Source organism: Microbacterium testaceum StLB037, from assembly GCF_008763945.1.
Classification (GTDB): Bacteria; Actinomycetota; Actinomycetes; order Actinomycetales; family Microbacteriaceae; genus Microbacterium; species Microbacterium testaceum_G.
This window is the reverse complement of sequence record NZ_VTQH01000001.1, coordinates 621767-636213: the sequence shown is the minus strand read 5'-3', so window position 1 is coordinate 636213 and position 14447 is coordinate 621767. Positions and strand designations below refer to the sequence as shown.

Sequence of the window (14447 nt, the reverse complement as noted above, 5' to 3'; positions counted from 1 at the left end):
TAGGGTTCCTCTCGCCCATGCATCGCCTCCTCATCGCCCTGCTCGCCGCCCTCGACGCCGTCCTGGCGGCCGCGGGGGGCATCGCCGTCGTGCTCGCGCCCCTCACGCTGCTCTGGGTGTTCGGCGTCGGCAACCCCGACTGGAGCGCGCTGTGGCCCGCGTCGGCCGCGGTCTGGCACCTCGGCCACCTCGTGCCGGTGACCATCACGCTGCCCGACACCTACCTCGCCGCCACCGGCATCGACCCGAGCTTCGCGACCTTCACGCTCTCGCTCGCGCCCCTCGCCTTCGCCGCCTTCACCGGCCTGTTCGCCGCCCGTTCCGGATCCCGAGCCGCCGAGGCGGGCTCCGGCCTCACCGGATGGGTCTCGGGCTCGCTCGTGTTCGCGGCGCTCTCCGCGGGCATCGTGCTGACCTCGCAGGCTTCCCTCGTGGCATCCGAGACCTGGCTGGCGATCCTGCTGCCCTCGCTCATCTTCTGCGTCCCCGCGCTCGTCGGCGCCATCGTCGGCGCGTGGCGCGTGGGCGATGACGGACCGGTCGACGCCGTGCGCGGATGGATCGAGCGGATGCCGAGGGCCTGGGCACCCGTGCCCGGACTGGCCCTGCGCGGACTCGCGATCGCCACCCTCGGACTCATCGCCGTGGGCGCAGTCATCGTCACGGCCGGTCTCATCGCCCGCGCCTCGCAGGTCATCGGCCTCTACCAGGCGAGCAACGCCGACGGCATCGGGGCCACCGTCATCGCGCTCGGACAGCTCCTCTACCTCCCCACGCTCGTGCTCTGGGCGATGTCGTTCGCCGCCGGCCCCGGCTTCGCCCTCGGCACCGACACCGCGGTCACCCCGGCCGCGACGCAGGTCGGCGCGCTCCCCGGCATCCCGGTGCTCGGTGCGGTGCCCGACTCGACGTCGTCGTGGCTGCTGCTGCTCGTGCTGCTGCCGATCGCCGTGGGCGCGGTGACCGGGTGGATCCTTCGATCCCGGATGCCGCTCACCACCGGCCCCGAGCCCCTCGGGCCCCGGCTGGTGCTCGCCGTCGCCGTCGCCGCGCTGACCGGTGGCATGGGCGCGCTCGCCGCCGTCGTCTCGTCGGGTTCGATCGGGCCCGGCCGGCTCGCCGACACGGGTCCGCAGCCCGGTCCGCTCGCCCTGACCCTCGGTCTCGAGGTGCTCGTGGGCTTGGCGATCCTGCTGCTCAGCCCGCGGTTCGGTGCGGGCGTGGACGACGACGACCGATACGAGGAGCGCGATGACCGCCCCTTCTCGTTCGCGGCGCGCGAGCAGAGGCCCTTCGACCGCGACGAGCACTGGACGGGCCCGACCCCGACCGGCACGCCCGTCGGAGCGGGCATCTCGCACGACGTGTGGCCGAGCTCGTACCGCGAGCCGGATGCCGTGGCGACCGATACCGCGCTGGGGGTGCGGGGGAGTACGGCGTCCCTTTCCGGGCCGTCCACCTCCGCGGGGTCTGTGTCGACGTCGCCCCTCGGCGCGCGGGCGGCGGGCACCGCCGGCGACGACCCGGTCGGAGAGCTCAGCGACGACGAGGTGCGGGCGCGGATCCGCGCGGCCTGGTCGGAGCACGGCGGCGAGCCCGACGGCACCCGCTGAGACCGGGGCGGCCCCGACCCGACGCGACCCCGTCGCTCGACGGGCTCGCCCGATCGCGGCATCCCGGGTCCCGACGCCCCCGACCGGCCCGCGCGCGCGGACGCACCTGCGTAGACTGAGCGCGTGCTCACGGTCGCCGTTCTCATCTCCGGCACCGGCTCGAACCTCCGCGCCCTGCTCGAGGCGGCCTCCGCCCCCGACTTTCCCGCGCGCGTGGTCGCGGTCGGTGCCGATCGCGAGGCCGACGGCTTCGCGCACGCCGAGCACTTCGGCATCCCGACCTTCCTCGTCCCCTTCAACGCGTTCGCGTCGCGCGAGGAGTGGGGCGCCGAACTCGGGGCACAGCTCGCGGTGTGGAACCCCGACCTCGTCGTGCTCAGCGGCATGATGCGCCTGCTCCCGGCGGACCTCGTCGCCGCGTGGGAGCCGCGCATCATCAACACGCACCCGGCGTACCTGCCCGAGTTCCCCGGAGCTCACGGGGTGCGCGACGCCCTCGCCGCGGGCGTCGACCAGACCGGGGCGAGCGTCATCGTCGTCGACTCCGGCGTCGACACCGGCCCGATCCTGGCTCAGGAGCGCATCCCGGTGCTGCCCGGTGACGACGAGGCCTCGCTGCACGAGCGCATCAAGCCCGTCGAACGCCGTCTGCTCATCGACGTCGTCCGTCGCATCGCCGAGGGCGAGCTCGACCTCGCCGCCACGGCATCCCGAACCGCCTGACCCGCTCGACGGGCGCCGGCCCGTCGCGCATCCGAACCCGACTCGAGACACAGGAGCCGCACGCCATGGCCGGACCCCGCCACGACCCCGCCGACTACCGCCCCCGCGACGTCGTCCCGATCCGCCGCGCGCTGGTGTCGGTGAGCGACAAGACCGGTCTGCTCGAGCTCGGCGCGGCCCTCGCCGCCGCGGGCGTCGAGATCGTCTCGACCGGCGGCTCCGCCACCCTGCTGCGCGACGTCGGGTACGACGTCACCGACGTCTCGGCCGTCACCGGCTTCCCCGAGTCGCTCGACGGGCGCGTCAAGACGCTCCACCCGAGCGTCCACGCCGGTCTGCTCGCCGACCTGCGCCTGGCCTCGCACGAGGCGCAGCTCGACCAGCTCGGCATCCGCCCCTTCGAGCTCGTGGTCGTGAACCTCTACCCGTTCGTCGAGACCGTGGCATCCGGTGCCCAGGGCGACGACGTGGTGGAGCAGATCGACATCGGCGGCCCCGCGATGGTGCGCGCGTCGGCGAAGAACCACGCGAACGTCGCGATCGTCGTCTCGCCCGAGTCGTACCCCGCCATCATCGAGGCCCTGCAGTCGCAGGGCGGCACGAACCTCGTGCAGCGCCGCGAGCTCGCCGCCCGCGCCTTCTCGCACACGGCCGCGTACGACACCGCCGTGTCGACCTGGTTCGCCGAGGGCACCCTCGCCGACGACATCGACCTGCCCGCGCACCTGACGATCCAGGCCGAGCGCCTGTCGACCCTGCGCTACGGCGAGAATTCGCACCAGCGCGCGGCGATCTACACGCGCGTGGGCGGACACGGCATCGCCCAGGCCACGCAGTTGCAGGGCAAGGAGATGTCGTACAACAACTACGTCGACGCCGACGCGGCCCTGCGCGCCGCCTTCGACATGGTCAAGCCCGCCGTCGCGATCATCAAGCACGCGAACCCCTGCGGCATCGCCGTCGCCGCCCCCAACGCCCTCGACCCGATCGCCTCGGCGCACCTGCGCGCGCACGAGTGCGACCCCGTGTCGGCGTTCGGCGGCGTGATCGCCGCGAACCGCACGGTGACGCTCAAGATGGCCGAGAACCTGCGCGACATCTTCACCGAGGTCATCATCGCCCCCGACTTCGAGCCCGAGGCGCTCGAGGTGTTCAAGCTCAAGAAGAACCTGCGCGTGCTGCGCCTGCCCGCCGACTGGCAGCAGGAGCGCATGGACGTGCGCCTGGTCTCGGGGGGTCTGCTGCTGCAGGACGCCGACCGCTTCCCCGACGACATCGAGTCGGTCGCCAAAAATTGGGAGCTCGTCTCGGGCGAGCGCCCCGCCGACGCCGACATGGAGAGCCTCATCTTCGCGTGGAAGTCGTGCCGCGCCGTCAAGTCGAACGCGATCGTGCTCGCCCAGGGGTCGGCCACCGTCGGCATCGGCATGGGCCAGGTCAACCGCGTCGACTCGTGCCGCCTCGCGGTCGAGCGCGCCGGTGATCGTGCTCACGGCTCGATCGCGGCATCCGATGCCTTCTTCCCCTTCGCCGACGGCCCCCAGGTGCTGATCGACGCGGGCATCTCGGCGATCATCCAGCCCGGCGGTTCGGTGCGGGATGCCGAGGTCATCGACGCCGCGCGCGCCGCCGGGGTGACCATGTTCTTCACGGGAGAGCGCCACTTCTTCCACTGAGCCGTCGTGCTGCGTGCCGCCCTCGTGACCTCGGTCGCGGGGGCGGCTCGGCGTTGGGGTGGTTCCTGCGCGCTGATCAACGCTCGCTGCGCTGAGAAACGCCGTCCCCCGGCGTTTATCAGTGCAGGAAGCGTTTATCGCGCGGGGGTGGGCGCCAGCGAGCGCGCCGGCGTGGGGTGGGGTCGGCTGTGGGCTGTGCGAGGGCGCCGGGGTGGGGCGGGGTCGGCTGAGGGCCGTGATAAACGCTCGCTGCACCGGGAAACGCCGTCCCCCGGCGTTTATCAGTGCAGGAAGCGTTTATTGCGCGGTGTGGGGGGCGCGGGTGGGGGCGGGGGCGCCGGGGTGGGGCGGGGTCGGCTGAGTGCCCTGATAAACGCTCGCTGCACCGGGAAACGCCGTCCCCCGGCGTTTATCAGTGCAGGAAGCGTTTATCGCGCGGGGGTGGGGGCGCGGGCGGGGGGCCGCGCGCCTACCGGGGTGAGGGCGCGGGGCGCGGGGCGGCGTCAGGCGCTCATCGCGAGGAGCTTGGCCACCGTGTTGAGGTTGCGCGCGGTGCCCGTGACGCCGAGGCGCTTCTCGAACCAGCCGGCCTGCAGCTTCGAGCCGCCGATGCCCTCGGGATAGCGCACGAACACCTCCCGTCCGTCGAGCACGGCCTGCTCGGGGCACTCGGCCGGCACCTCGAACGTCGCCCCCGCGGGCGGCGGATCGTCCAGGAACACCGTCTGCACCCACCGTCCCTCGGCGGCATCGGCGAAGGGGTTCCGCGCGTGGGCGTCCGCCAGCTCGGCGTGGGACCGCACGATCACCGGGAGGTCGAACCCGAACGCCCCGCGCACGGCGTCGCGCACCGCGGCGGCGGTCTCGTCGGGGGAGCGCCCGCCGTCGTCGAGCACGACGTTGCCGGCGACCTGCAGGGTCTCGACCTCACCGAGACCCGCAGATGCCAGGACCTCGCGCAACGCGGGCATCTTCATCGCCGTGGGTCCGCCGACACCACGGATCAGGGCGACCGTACGGGGCATGGGGCGACTCTACGCCGCGGGTGCCCCCGCGCGGGACGCGGTCAGCGGAGCGCGACGCCCCGCCGGTGGGACGCGGCGAGGAGGTCCGCGTCTCACCTAGTCCAGCCGGGCACGACGCACCGTCGGATGAGACGCGGCGAGGGGCGCCGTGTCTCACCCGAGCAAGCGCTGACCGGCGCCGGCGAAGGGTCTCAGGCGGAGTCGCGGCCCAGGGTCTCGAGAAGGCGCAGCCACACCTCGCTGACCGTCGGGTACGACGGCACGGCGTGCCACAAGCGCTTCACCGGCACCTCCCCGACGATCGCGATGGTGGCGGAGTGCAGCAGCTCGGCGATGTCGGGACCCACGAAGGTCGCGCCGACGAGCACGCCACGGTCGAGGTCGACGATCGCACGGGCTTTTCCGACGTAGGCATCGGACTGCTCGCTCGAGCCGGCGATGCTCGCGAGGTCGTAGTCGAGCACCTTGACGTTCAGTCCCTTCTCCTCGGCCTTCTTCGCGGTGAGGCCGACCGAGGCGACCTCGGGGTCGGTGAAGGTCACCTGGGGGACCGCGTCATGATCGGCGGTCGCGACATGGGCGCCCCAGGGAGCGTCGTCGACCTCGTCGCCCTTCGCGCGGGCGGCGATGACGTCTCCGGCAGCGCGCGCCTGGTACTTGCCCTGGTGGGTGAGCAACGCGCGGTGGTTGACGTCGCCGACGGCGTAGAGCCAGTCGAAGCCGCGGACGAGCAGGGTGTCGTCGACGTCGAGCCACTCCCCGGCCGTGAGGCCCACGGCATCCAGCCCGAGATCCTGCGTGCGAGGGGTGCGACCGGTGGCGACGAGCACCTCCGCGGCGGTGACCGTGGTGCCGTCGGACAACTCGAGCACCGCGCGCCCGTCGTCGTCGCGGCGGGCGGACACGGCATCCGCCCCCGTCTTGACCGTGACACCGCGCTCGCGCAGGGAGTCTGCGACGAGCTCGCCCGCGAACGGCTCGTTGCCGCCGAGAAGGCCCGAGCGCGCGATGATCGTGACCTCGGTGCCGAGGCTCTGGAAGGCGGTGGCCATCTCGGCGCCCACGACGCCCCCGCCGATGATCGCGAGAGATGCGGGGATCTGCTCGACCGCGGTGGCTTCACGGCTGGTCCAGGGCGAGATGTCGGCGAGACCGGGGATGTCGGGCAGCAGGGCCGCCGACCCCGTGCACACCGCGACCGCGTGGCGAGCGACGAGGTCGATCGTCGAGCCGTCGGCCGCCGTCACGCGGACGGTCTTCTCGCCTGTGAGTGCGCCGTGGCCGCGCACGAGGTCGATGCCCGCGCCCTGCAGCCACTCGACCTGACCCGAGTCGTCGTAGTTGCTGGTCATGGTGTCGCGGCGGCGGAGCACCGCGGCGACGTCGAGCTCGCCCGTGACGGCCTGCTTCGCCCCGTCGACATCGCGCGCAGCCCGCAGGGCGGCGGCGCTGCGCAGGAGCGCCTTGGACGGCATGCAGGCCCAGTAGGAGCACTCTCCGCCCACGAGCTCGGACTCGACGATGGCGGCGGTGAGTCCGGCCTGCACGGCGCGGTCGGCCACGTTCTCGCCGACGGGGCCGGCACCGATGACGATGAGGTCGTATTCGCGTTCGCTCATGGAGCCCACGGTACTCAGGACCACCGACATCGGGCGGGGGTTGCGAGACGCCCATCACACCCCGCGCAGCGCCTCCAACAGGGCGCGCACGTGTTGCCGCTCGTGCCCGTCTTCCTCGGGTTCCTCGTGATCGTCCTGGCCCTCGTCGTGTGGGCCGGGGTCGTGATCCTGCGGGAGACAGGTCCGCGGGAATGAAGCCCGGGACGCGCCCCGCCCGGACGCGCGAGCACAGAGGTCCCTACTCCAGCGCAGTCTGGGCGGTTCCTGCAAGCCCTTGACCACGTCTTCTGAACCGGTTTAGAGTCGAGGCACTGAACCGGTTTAGAACGGCCCGGTGCCCGCGACACGACGGAGTGACGGATGACGAACGACACGCGACCCACCATCGCCGACGTCGCGCGGCGCGCCGGCGTGAGCAAGGGCCTCGTGTCGTTCGCGCTGAACGGTCGCGCCGGCGTCGCCCCCGATACGCGCGAGCGCATCCTCTCGGTCGCCGCCGACATGGGTTTCAGCCCGAGCCTGCGGGCGCGGTCGCTGAGCGTCGGCCGCGCCTTCGCGTGCGGACTCGTCATCGGCCGCAGTCCCGACGTCATCGCCGCCGACCCCTTCTTCCCCTCGTTCATCGCCGGGGTCGAAGACGAGTTCTCGATGTCGGGCCAGGTGCTCGTGCTGGCCGCGGCCACCCCCGGGCGCCACGAGGACGAGACCTATCGCGGGCTCGTCGCCGACCGCCGTGTCGACGGCGTCATCCTCTCCGACCTGCGCGCGGGCGACCCGCGCGTCGCCCTCGTCGCCGAACTCGGCATCGCCGCCGTGACTCTCGGCGTCCCCGATGTCGACAGCCCCTTCACCTCGGTCGCGGTGGACGACGGCGCCGGTATCCGCCTCGCGGTCGACCACCTCGCCGACCTCGGTCACACCGACATCGCCCACGTGGCGGGCCCGACCGCGATGCTCCACGGCCGCAGCCGTACGGCGGCCTTCGAGGCGGCGGCCGAGGCCCGTGGCATCCGGTCCCGTGTCGTCGCGACCGACTTCAGCGCCGCCGACGGCGCCCGGGCCACGGACGCGCTGCTCGACGCCGACACGCCCCCGACCGCGATCGTCTACTCGAACGACAACATGGCGATCGCCGGCCTCGGTCGCGCGCAGCGCCGCGGCCTCGTCGTGCCCCGCGACCTGTCGATCACGGGATTCGACGACGCCGAGATCGGCCGTCACCTCTACCCCGCGCTGACCAGCGTCGCGACCGACGCCCGCGGGTGGGGAGCCGCCGCGGCACGCGCTCTGCTGGCCGCCATCGCGGGAGCGGCGCCGGAATCCCGGCAGCTCCCCGATCCCCGACTCATCGTCCGCGCCTCGACCGGGGCGCCGCCGACCGTCTGACGCACCGCGGGGGATCCCGCACACACAAGGAGGAAGACATGCGACGACGCATTCTGACCACAGCCCTCGCCGCCACCGGCGTCCTGGCACTGTCCGCCTGCAGCGGCGGGGGAGGAGCCAGCTCGGGCATGGATGCCAAGGGCCCCATCACCATCTGGTACTCCAACAACGACGCCGAGATCGCGTGGGGCGAGCAGATGGTCAAGGCGTGGAACGACGCCAACCCCGACCAGCAGATCACCGCGCAGGAGATCCCCGCCGGGTCGTCGAGCGAAGAGGTCATCGGCGCGGCGATCACCGCCGGCAACGCCCCGTGCCTCATCTTCAACACCTCGCCCGCGGCCGTCCCCGGCTTCCAGAAGCAGGGCGGCCTGGTCAACCTGTCGGACTTCCCCGACGGCGAGCAGTACATCACCGACCGTAGCGGCGACCTCGCCGACCAGTATCGCTCCGAAGACGGCGGCTTCTACCAGCTGCCGTGGAAGAGCAACCCGGTCATGATCTTCTACAACAAGGACCTTTTCGCCCAGGCCGGGCTCGACGCCGAGAACCCGAAGCTGTCGACGTACGCCGACTTCCTCCAGACCGCGCAGACGCTGAAGTCGGCAGGAGTCGCGCCGTACGCGATCAACCCGGCGCCCACGAGCGAGTTCTTCCAGTCGTGGTTCGACTTCTACCCGCTCTACGCCGCGCAGACGGGCGGAAAGCAGCTGGTCGAGGACGGCCAGGCGACCTTCGACGACGCGAACGGCGAAGCGGTCGCCGACTTCTGGCGCACGATCTACAGCGACCAGCTGGCCGGCAACGAGCAGTACCAGGGCGACGCGTTCGCCGACGGTCAAGCCGCCATGGCGATCGTCGGGCCCTGGGCCATCTCGGTCTACAAGGACAAGGTGAACTGGGGCTCGGTGCCCGTGCCGACCGAGAACGGCACCGCCGCCAGCGACACGTGGACCTTCAGCGACGCGAAGAACGTCGGCCTGTTCACCGCGTGCGAGAACAAGGCCACCGCGTGGGAGGTGCTGAAATTCGCCACCAGCGAGGAGCAGGACGGTACCTGGCTCGAAGAGACCGGCCAGATGCCGCTGCGCACCGACCTCACCACGACCTACGCCGACTACTTCTCGGCCAACCCCTCGTACCAGCAGTTCGGGGACCAGGCCGCTCGCACCGTCGAGGTGCCGAACGTGCAGAACTCCGTGGAGATCTGGCAGGCCTTCCGCGACGGCTACTCCAAGGCCGTCATCTTCGGCGAGGGCGACGTCAAGACCTTCTTGACGGATGCCAAGACCCAGATCGACCAGCTCGCGGCGGGGAAGTGACATGACCACGTCCGTCGCCGGCACGGCCGGCCGCACCGGGGGCGACCCCGGGCGGTCGGGCCGTCGGGGCGGCGCGGAGAACACCACGAAGACGCGGCGCCGCCCGTTCGGAGCGCAGCCACTCGGCATCCTGTTCTCCGCCCCGTACCTGATCTTCATCGGGGTCGTCTTCGCGTACCCGATCATCTTCGCGGTGTGGATGTCGTTCCACGACTACTTCTTCACCGCCCCGGGCGCGCAGGTCGACCGGCCCTTCGTCGGGCTCGACAACTACGTCACCGCCCTCACCGATCCCGCTGTCTGGCGGGCCTTCGGCAACGTCGGTGTCTTCCTCCTGATCAACGTGCCGCTGACCGTGGTGCTGTCGATCCTGCTCGCGACGGCGCTCGACAGGGTGGTGCGCGCGCGCACGTTCTTCCGCGTCGCCTTCTACGTGCCCTACGTCACGGCATCCGTCGCCGTCGTCGCCGTGTGGCTGTTCCTGTTCTCGAACACGGGCCTGGTCAACAACGTGCTCGGGCCTCTCGCGCCGAACCCGTCGTGGCTGGTCAACTCCGCGCTGGCGATGCCCACGATCGCGCTGTTCGTCACGTGGAAGGGGCTGGGGTTCTACATCCTGCTGTACCTCGCGGCCCTGCAGAACGTGCAGCGCGAGCTGTACGAGTCGGTCGCGGTCGACGGGGGCGGGCGCATCCGCCAGTTCTTCGCGGTCACCGTGCCCGGGGTGCGACCGGCGACCTTCCTCGTGGTGCTGCTGTCGACGATCACGGGCGCGAACCTCTTCACCGAGCCCTACCTGCTCACGAGCGGCGGCGGACCCAACGGCGCGTCCACGTCGCCCGTGCTCCTGATCTACCAGAAGGGCATCGAGCAGCAGAACCCCGACGTGGCCGCGGCCATCGGCGTGGTGCTCATCATCTTCGTACTCGTCATCGCGCTGCTGCAGCGCCGGTTCGTCGGAAGGGAGGAATCATGAGAAGCAAGATCGTCACGTACGGCGTCCTGACCGTCGGCGCGCTCGCCTTCCTGTTCCCCTTCTATTACATGATCGCGGGATCCTTGCAGACGAATCCCGACACCTCGATTGCGGGAGCTTTCCCGAACCCGTCGAACCTGACGGTGGAGAACTACACCGCGATCGACGGGCGCATCAACCTGCTGCAGGGACTGGCGAATTCGGGGATCTTCACCGGGGGCGTGATCCTCGGCACGATCGTGTTCGGCGTGCTCGCCGGGTACGCGCTCGCGGTGCTGACCTGGCGGGGGCGCTCCGCGACCTTCGCGCTCGTGCTGCTGGTACAGGTGATCCCGTTCCAGCTGCTGATGATCCCGCTCTACGTCATGATCGCTCGCGACTACGGCCTGAGCGACAGCTACCTGGGCATGATCCTGCCGTTCTTCATCAACTCCACGGCCGTGGTCATCTTCCGCCAGTACTTCCTGCAACTGCCCAAGGAGCTCTTCGACGCCGCCCGCATCGACGGGGCGAACGAGTTCCGGCTGCTGTGGAGCGTCGCGTTGCCGCTGGTGCGCCCGGCTCTTCTGACGGCGGTGCTCCTGACCTTCATCGGTCCGTGGAACGAATTCCTCTGGCCGTTCCTCATCACGAAGGACGCCACGATGCAGCCCCTGGCGGTGTCCCTGGCCAACTTCATCTCCAACATCGCGGCATCCACCACCAATCCCTTCGGCGCCATGATGGCCGGCGCCGTCGTGCTCGCCGCTCCCGCGGTGGCGCTGTTCCTGATCTTCCAGCGCTACTTCACCTCGAACGACCTCGGATCCGGAGTGAAAGGATGACAATGACCCCCGAATCCCCCGTCCCCTACCGCCTCACGCGCGTCGGGGTGGTGATGACCCCTGAGCCCGGCAACGCCGACGAGGCCGAGGGCGTGCTCAACCCGGCATCCGGTCGCGGCCCCGACGGACAGCTGTACCTGTTGCCCCGCCTGGTCGCGGAGGGCAACGTCTCGCGCGTGGGCATCGCCCGCGTCGTGATCGAGGACGGCGTGCCGGTCTCGGTCGAGCGCGAGGGCGTCGTGCTGCAGCCCGATCGCGGGTGGGAGCGCGGAGTCGGCAACGCCGGCACCGAAGACCCCCGCACCACGTGGATCGAGGCGTTGGGCCTGCACGTGATGACGTACGTCGCGTACGGCCCGCTCGGACCCCGCACGGCCGTCGCCGTCTCGGAGGACCTGCGCGAGTGGAAGCGCCTGGGGCCCGCGATGTTCCGCTACCAGGACGACCTCGACATGGACCTCAACCTGTTCCACAACAAGGACACGGTGTTCTTCCCCGAGCCCGTCACGGCGCCCGACGGCACCGAGTCGCTCGCGGTGCTGCACCGTCCGATGTGGGATCTCGGCGAGACGAAGCCCGGTCAGGGCGTGCGCGTGCCCGCGGGCGTCGAGGATCAGCGGCAGTCGATCTGGATCAGCTACGTTCCCCTCGCCGCGGTCCGCGACGACCTCTCGACGCTCGCCCTGTGGGAGCAGCATCGCTTCGTCGCGGGGCCGCAGTACCCCTTCGAAGAGGTCAAGATCGGTGGCGGTCCGCCGCCGCTGCGCATCCCCGAGGGGTGGCTCGTTCTGCACCACGGGGTGACCGGCGTGATCGACAGCGCGTTCTCGCAGCAGCAGAAGGTCAACTACGCCGCCGGGGCCTTGATCCTGGATGCCGCTGACCCCAGCCGCGTGATCGCGCGCACGCCCGAGCCGCTGCTGGCTCCCGAGACCGACGACGAGCGCAGCGGCATCGTGCCCAACGTCGTGTTCCCGACCGCGATCGAGGAGATCGACGGCCGTCACTTCGTGTTCTACGGCATGGCCGACTCGAAGATCGGCGTCGCCCTTCTCGAGCGCACCGACTGAGTACGGCGCGGCTCCGGTCGGCGCGGGTCCCTTCGCCGGGGCCGCGTCGGCCGGGGCCGCGCACCCGACCCATCGAAAGGATCCCCCTCCCATGAACGCACGATGGAGTGCGCGACTGACGGCCGTCCTGGGCACCGCCGCCCTCGCCGTCCCGCTGACCACGGCCGCTGCGGCCGCCCCCGCTCCGGCGCCCGCCGCCACGGCATCCGGTGCCCTGACGAACCTCGAGCACCTCGACTTCCTGCTCGACGAGGCGACACCGCCCGCCGATGTGGCCGGTCACTCGACCTACCGGCAGACCGAGGAGCCGACCCTGCTCGCCCCCTGGACCTATGCCGACGCGCGCGACGGCGGCACGTTCCAGCGCGTGGGCGGCGGTCCGCTCGATGCCGCGACCGGCGACTGGGGCCAGGGCGCGTACAACGCCGACGACAACACCCGCGCGGCCGTGGTCTACACGCGGCACTGGGAGCTGACCGGCGACGCCGACAGCCGCCAGAAGGCGTACGAGCTGCTGCGCACCGTGGCCTACCACCAGACGACCGAGGGACCCTCGGCGGGCAACGTCGTGCTGTGGATGCAGCCCGACGGAGAGCTCAACCCCTCGGCCGAGCCCGTCGAGCTGCCCGATCCGTCCGATTCCGGACCCAGCTACTGGACCGCCCGCACGGTCTGGGCCCTCGGCGAGGGGTACGCGGCATTCGCCGACGACGACCCCGCGTTCGCGTCGTTCCTCAAGGACCGCCTCGCGCTCTCGCGCGGCGCCATCGAGCGCGACGCGCTGTCGAAGTACGGGCAGTACGTCGAGTCCGACGGCAAGAAGGTTCCCGCGTGGCTGATCGTCGACGGGGCGGATGCCACGGCCGAAGCGGTCCTCGGACTCACCGCGGCCGGGCGCGCCGGTGACGACACCTCCGCCACCGCGGCGCGTCAGCTCGCCGAGGGCGTGGCGGCCATGGCATCCGGGAACACCCGCCAGTGGCCGTACGGCGCCATCCTGCCGTGGGCGCAGTCGCCCGCGATGTGGCACGCGTGGGGCTCGCAGATGCCCGCCGCGCTCGCCGAGGCCGGCGACCTGTTCGACGACGAAGCGTTGGTGAAGCCGGCGATCGCGGATGCCACGGGCTTCACGACGACGCTCCTCACCGCCGGCGGGCCCGACAACGGCTGGTATCCCAGCCCGACCGACCGCGTGCAGATCGCCTACGGGGCGGACTCGCGTGTGCAGTCGCTGCTCGCGCTCGCCGACACGACCGGGTCCGCCGCATTCGCGGAACTCGCGGGGATGCAGGCCGCCTGGTTCTTCGGGGCCAATCACGCCGGAGCGCGGATGTACGACCCCGCGACCGGCGTCACCTTCGACGGCCTCCAGCCCGACGGCACGGTCAACCGCAACAGCGGCGCCGAGTCGACCATCCACGGCCTGCTCACCGCGCTCGCCCTCGACGCCCACCCCGCGGTGGCGGAGCGGGCGACGGCCCTGACCTCGGTTGAGAGCCGCGTGGGCCTGTCGTACGTCGAGGCCGAGGACGCCGTGCGCACCGACGGAACCGTGTTCACGCCGGAGTCCTCGTGGACGGGCGAGTCGAGCTGGTCGGGTGACGGCCTTACCCTGCAGCCGCGTCAGAGCGCGAGCTGGGACCTCGGGCCGTCGGACACGCGCCGGTGGATCGAGCCGGTGATTCTGACGGAACCGGGGGAGAAGTCGCTGTCCACGTGGCGCGGGGGCGGGGTGCTCTCGGTCACCGGCCCGGCGCAGGGCATCTCGCCCACGCCGGGGGCCCTGCTGCCCGCCAGCTTGACCGCCCCGGTGTCGGGCTCCGACGTGCGGGTGACCGCGCAGAGCGGCGCGCTGACCCTCGACGGACTGATCGTGCGGCCGTGGATCTCGCGACTCGTCCTGGGCGGAGACGCCCGCAGCGAGCTGGTGCACTCGAGTGCGATCGCGCCGCAACGCACGTCGATCGGCACCGAGGGCGTGCCCTCGACGGTGAGGGTCTACGACGACCAGGGCTCCCTGCTGCGGACAACCGCGACCCCGGGAGTGGTGACGGTCGTCCTGCCCGCAGGCGGGTTCGCCGTCGCGGAGGGCTGAGTCCCGCGCCGGCCGAGCCCTTCGGGGTCTCGGCCGGCGCGAGGGCGTCGAGGGTGGCGCAGCACGGGTCACGGCCGTGTCCGATTTCCGCCAGCCGATGTCGGAGGTCGATGGCAGG

11 protein-coding genes are annotated in these 14447 nt (G+C 71.5%); 9 read left to right on the top strand and 2 right to left on the bottom strand.

Going from position 1 to position 14447, the window contains the following annotated elements:
- Nucleotides 1-17 precede the first annotated feature (17 nt).
- The 3 genes from F9B98_RS02910 (at nucleotide 18) to purH (ending at nucleotide 4012) form a co-directional block, all read left to right on the top strand.
- Nucleotides 18-1613: a DUF6350 family protein gene (locus F9B98_RS02910; RefSeq protein WP_191966643.1), complete on the top strand. Its 1596-nt coding sequence runs from the start codon at nucleotides 18-20 to the stop codon at nucleotides 1611-1613.
- A gap of 123 nt (nucleotides 1614-1736) precedes the next feature.
- Nucleotides 1737-2336: a phosphoribosylglycinamide formyltransferase gene (gene purN, locus F9B98_RS02905; protein ID WP_150952619.1), complete on the top strand. Its 600-nt coding sequence runs from the start codon at nucleotides 1737-1739 to the stop codon at nucleotides 2334-2336.
- A gap of 65 nt (nucleotides 2337-2401) precedes the next feature.
- Nucleotides 2402-4012 carry a bifunctional phosphoribosylaminoimidazolecarboxamide formyltransferase/IMP cyclohydrolase gene (purH, locus tag F9B98_RS02900; RefSeq protein ID WP_150952617.1) on the top strand — a complete coding sequence of 537 codons (1611 nt, stop codon included), beginning with the start codon at nucleotides 2402-2404 and terminating at the stop codon, nucleotides 4010-4012.
- A gap of 503 nt (nucleotides 4013-4515) precedes the next feature.
- On the opposite strand, the gene F9B98_RS02895 is transcribed toward purH, so the two are convergent.
- Nucleotides 4516-5037, bottom strand: coding sequence for a DUF1697 domain-containing protein (locus tag F9B98_RS02895; RefSeq protein WP_150952614.1), 522 nt, complete (start codon nucleotides 5035-5037; stop codon nucleotides 4516-4518).
- A 191-nt stretch (nucleotides 5038-5228) separates the two neighbouring features.
- Nucleotides 5229-6656 carry a dihydrolipoyl dehydrogenase family protein gene (locus tag F9B98_RS02890; RefSeq protein WP_150952611.1) on the bottom strand — a complete coding sequence of 476 codons (1428 nt, stop codon included), beginning with the start codon at nucleotides 6654-6656 and terminating at the stop codon, nucleotides 5229-5231.
- A 360-nt stretch (nucleotides 6657-7016) separates the two neighbouring features.
- Between F9B98_RS02890 and F9B98_RS02885 the strand changes: the two genes are divergently transcribed.
- From F9B98_RS02885 to F9B98_RS02860, 6 genes are all read left to right on the top strand, one after another.
- Complete coding sequence (locus F9B98_RS02885; protein WP_150952608.1) at nucleotides 7017-8042, top strand: LacI family DNA-binding transcriptional regulator; 1026 nt, start codon at nucleotides 7017-7019, stop codon at nucleotides 8040-8042.
- A gap of 38 nt (nucleotides 8043-8080) precedes the next feature.
- Entirely contained in the window at nucleotides 8081-9364 is a 1284-nt protein-coding gene (locus F9B98_RS02880) for an extracellular solute-binding protein (protein ID WP_150952605.1), read from the top strand.
- A gap of 1 nt (nucleotide 9365) precedes the next feature.
- Entirely contained in the window at nucleotides 9366-10340 is a 975-nt protein-coding gene (locus F9B98_RS02875; protein WP_150952603.1) for a carbohydrate ABC transporter permease, read from the top strand.
- On the top strand, nucleotides 10337-11164 hold the full coding sequence (locus F9B98_RS02870) for a carbohydrate ABC transporter permease (RefSeq protein ID WP_150952599.1): 828 nt from the start codon (nucleotides 10337-10339) through the stop codon (nucleotides 11162-11164). The genes F9B98_RS02875 and F9B98_RS02870 overlap by 4 nt, the downstream gene beginning before the upstream one ends.
- Before the next feature lie 2 nt (nucleotides 11165-11166).
- A complete protein-coding gene (locus tag F9B98_RS02865; RefSeq protein WP_150952596.1) occupies nucleotides 11167-12234 on the top strand; it encodes a glycosidase in 1068 nt (355 codons plus the stop codon).
- A 91-nt stretch (nucleotides 12235-12325) separates the two neighbouring features.
- Entirely contained in the window at nucleotides 12326-14329 is a 2004-nt protein-coding gene (locus F9B98_RS02860) for a hypothetical protein (RefSeq protein ID WP_150952593.1), read from the top strand.
- Nucleotides 14330-14447 lie beyond the last annotated feature (118 nt).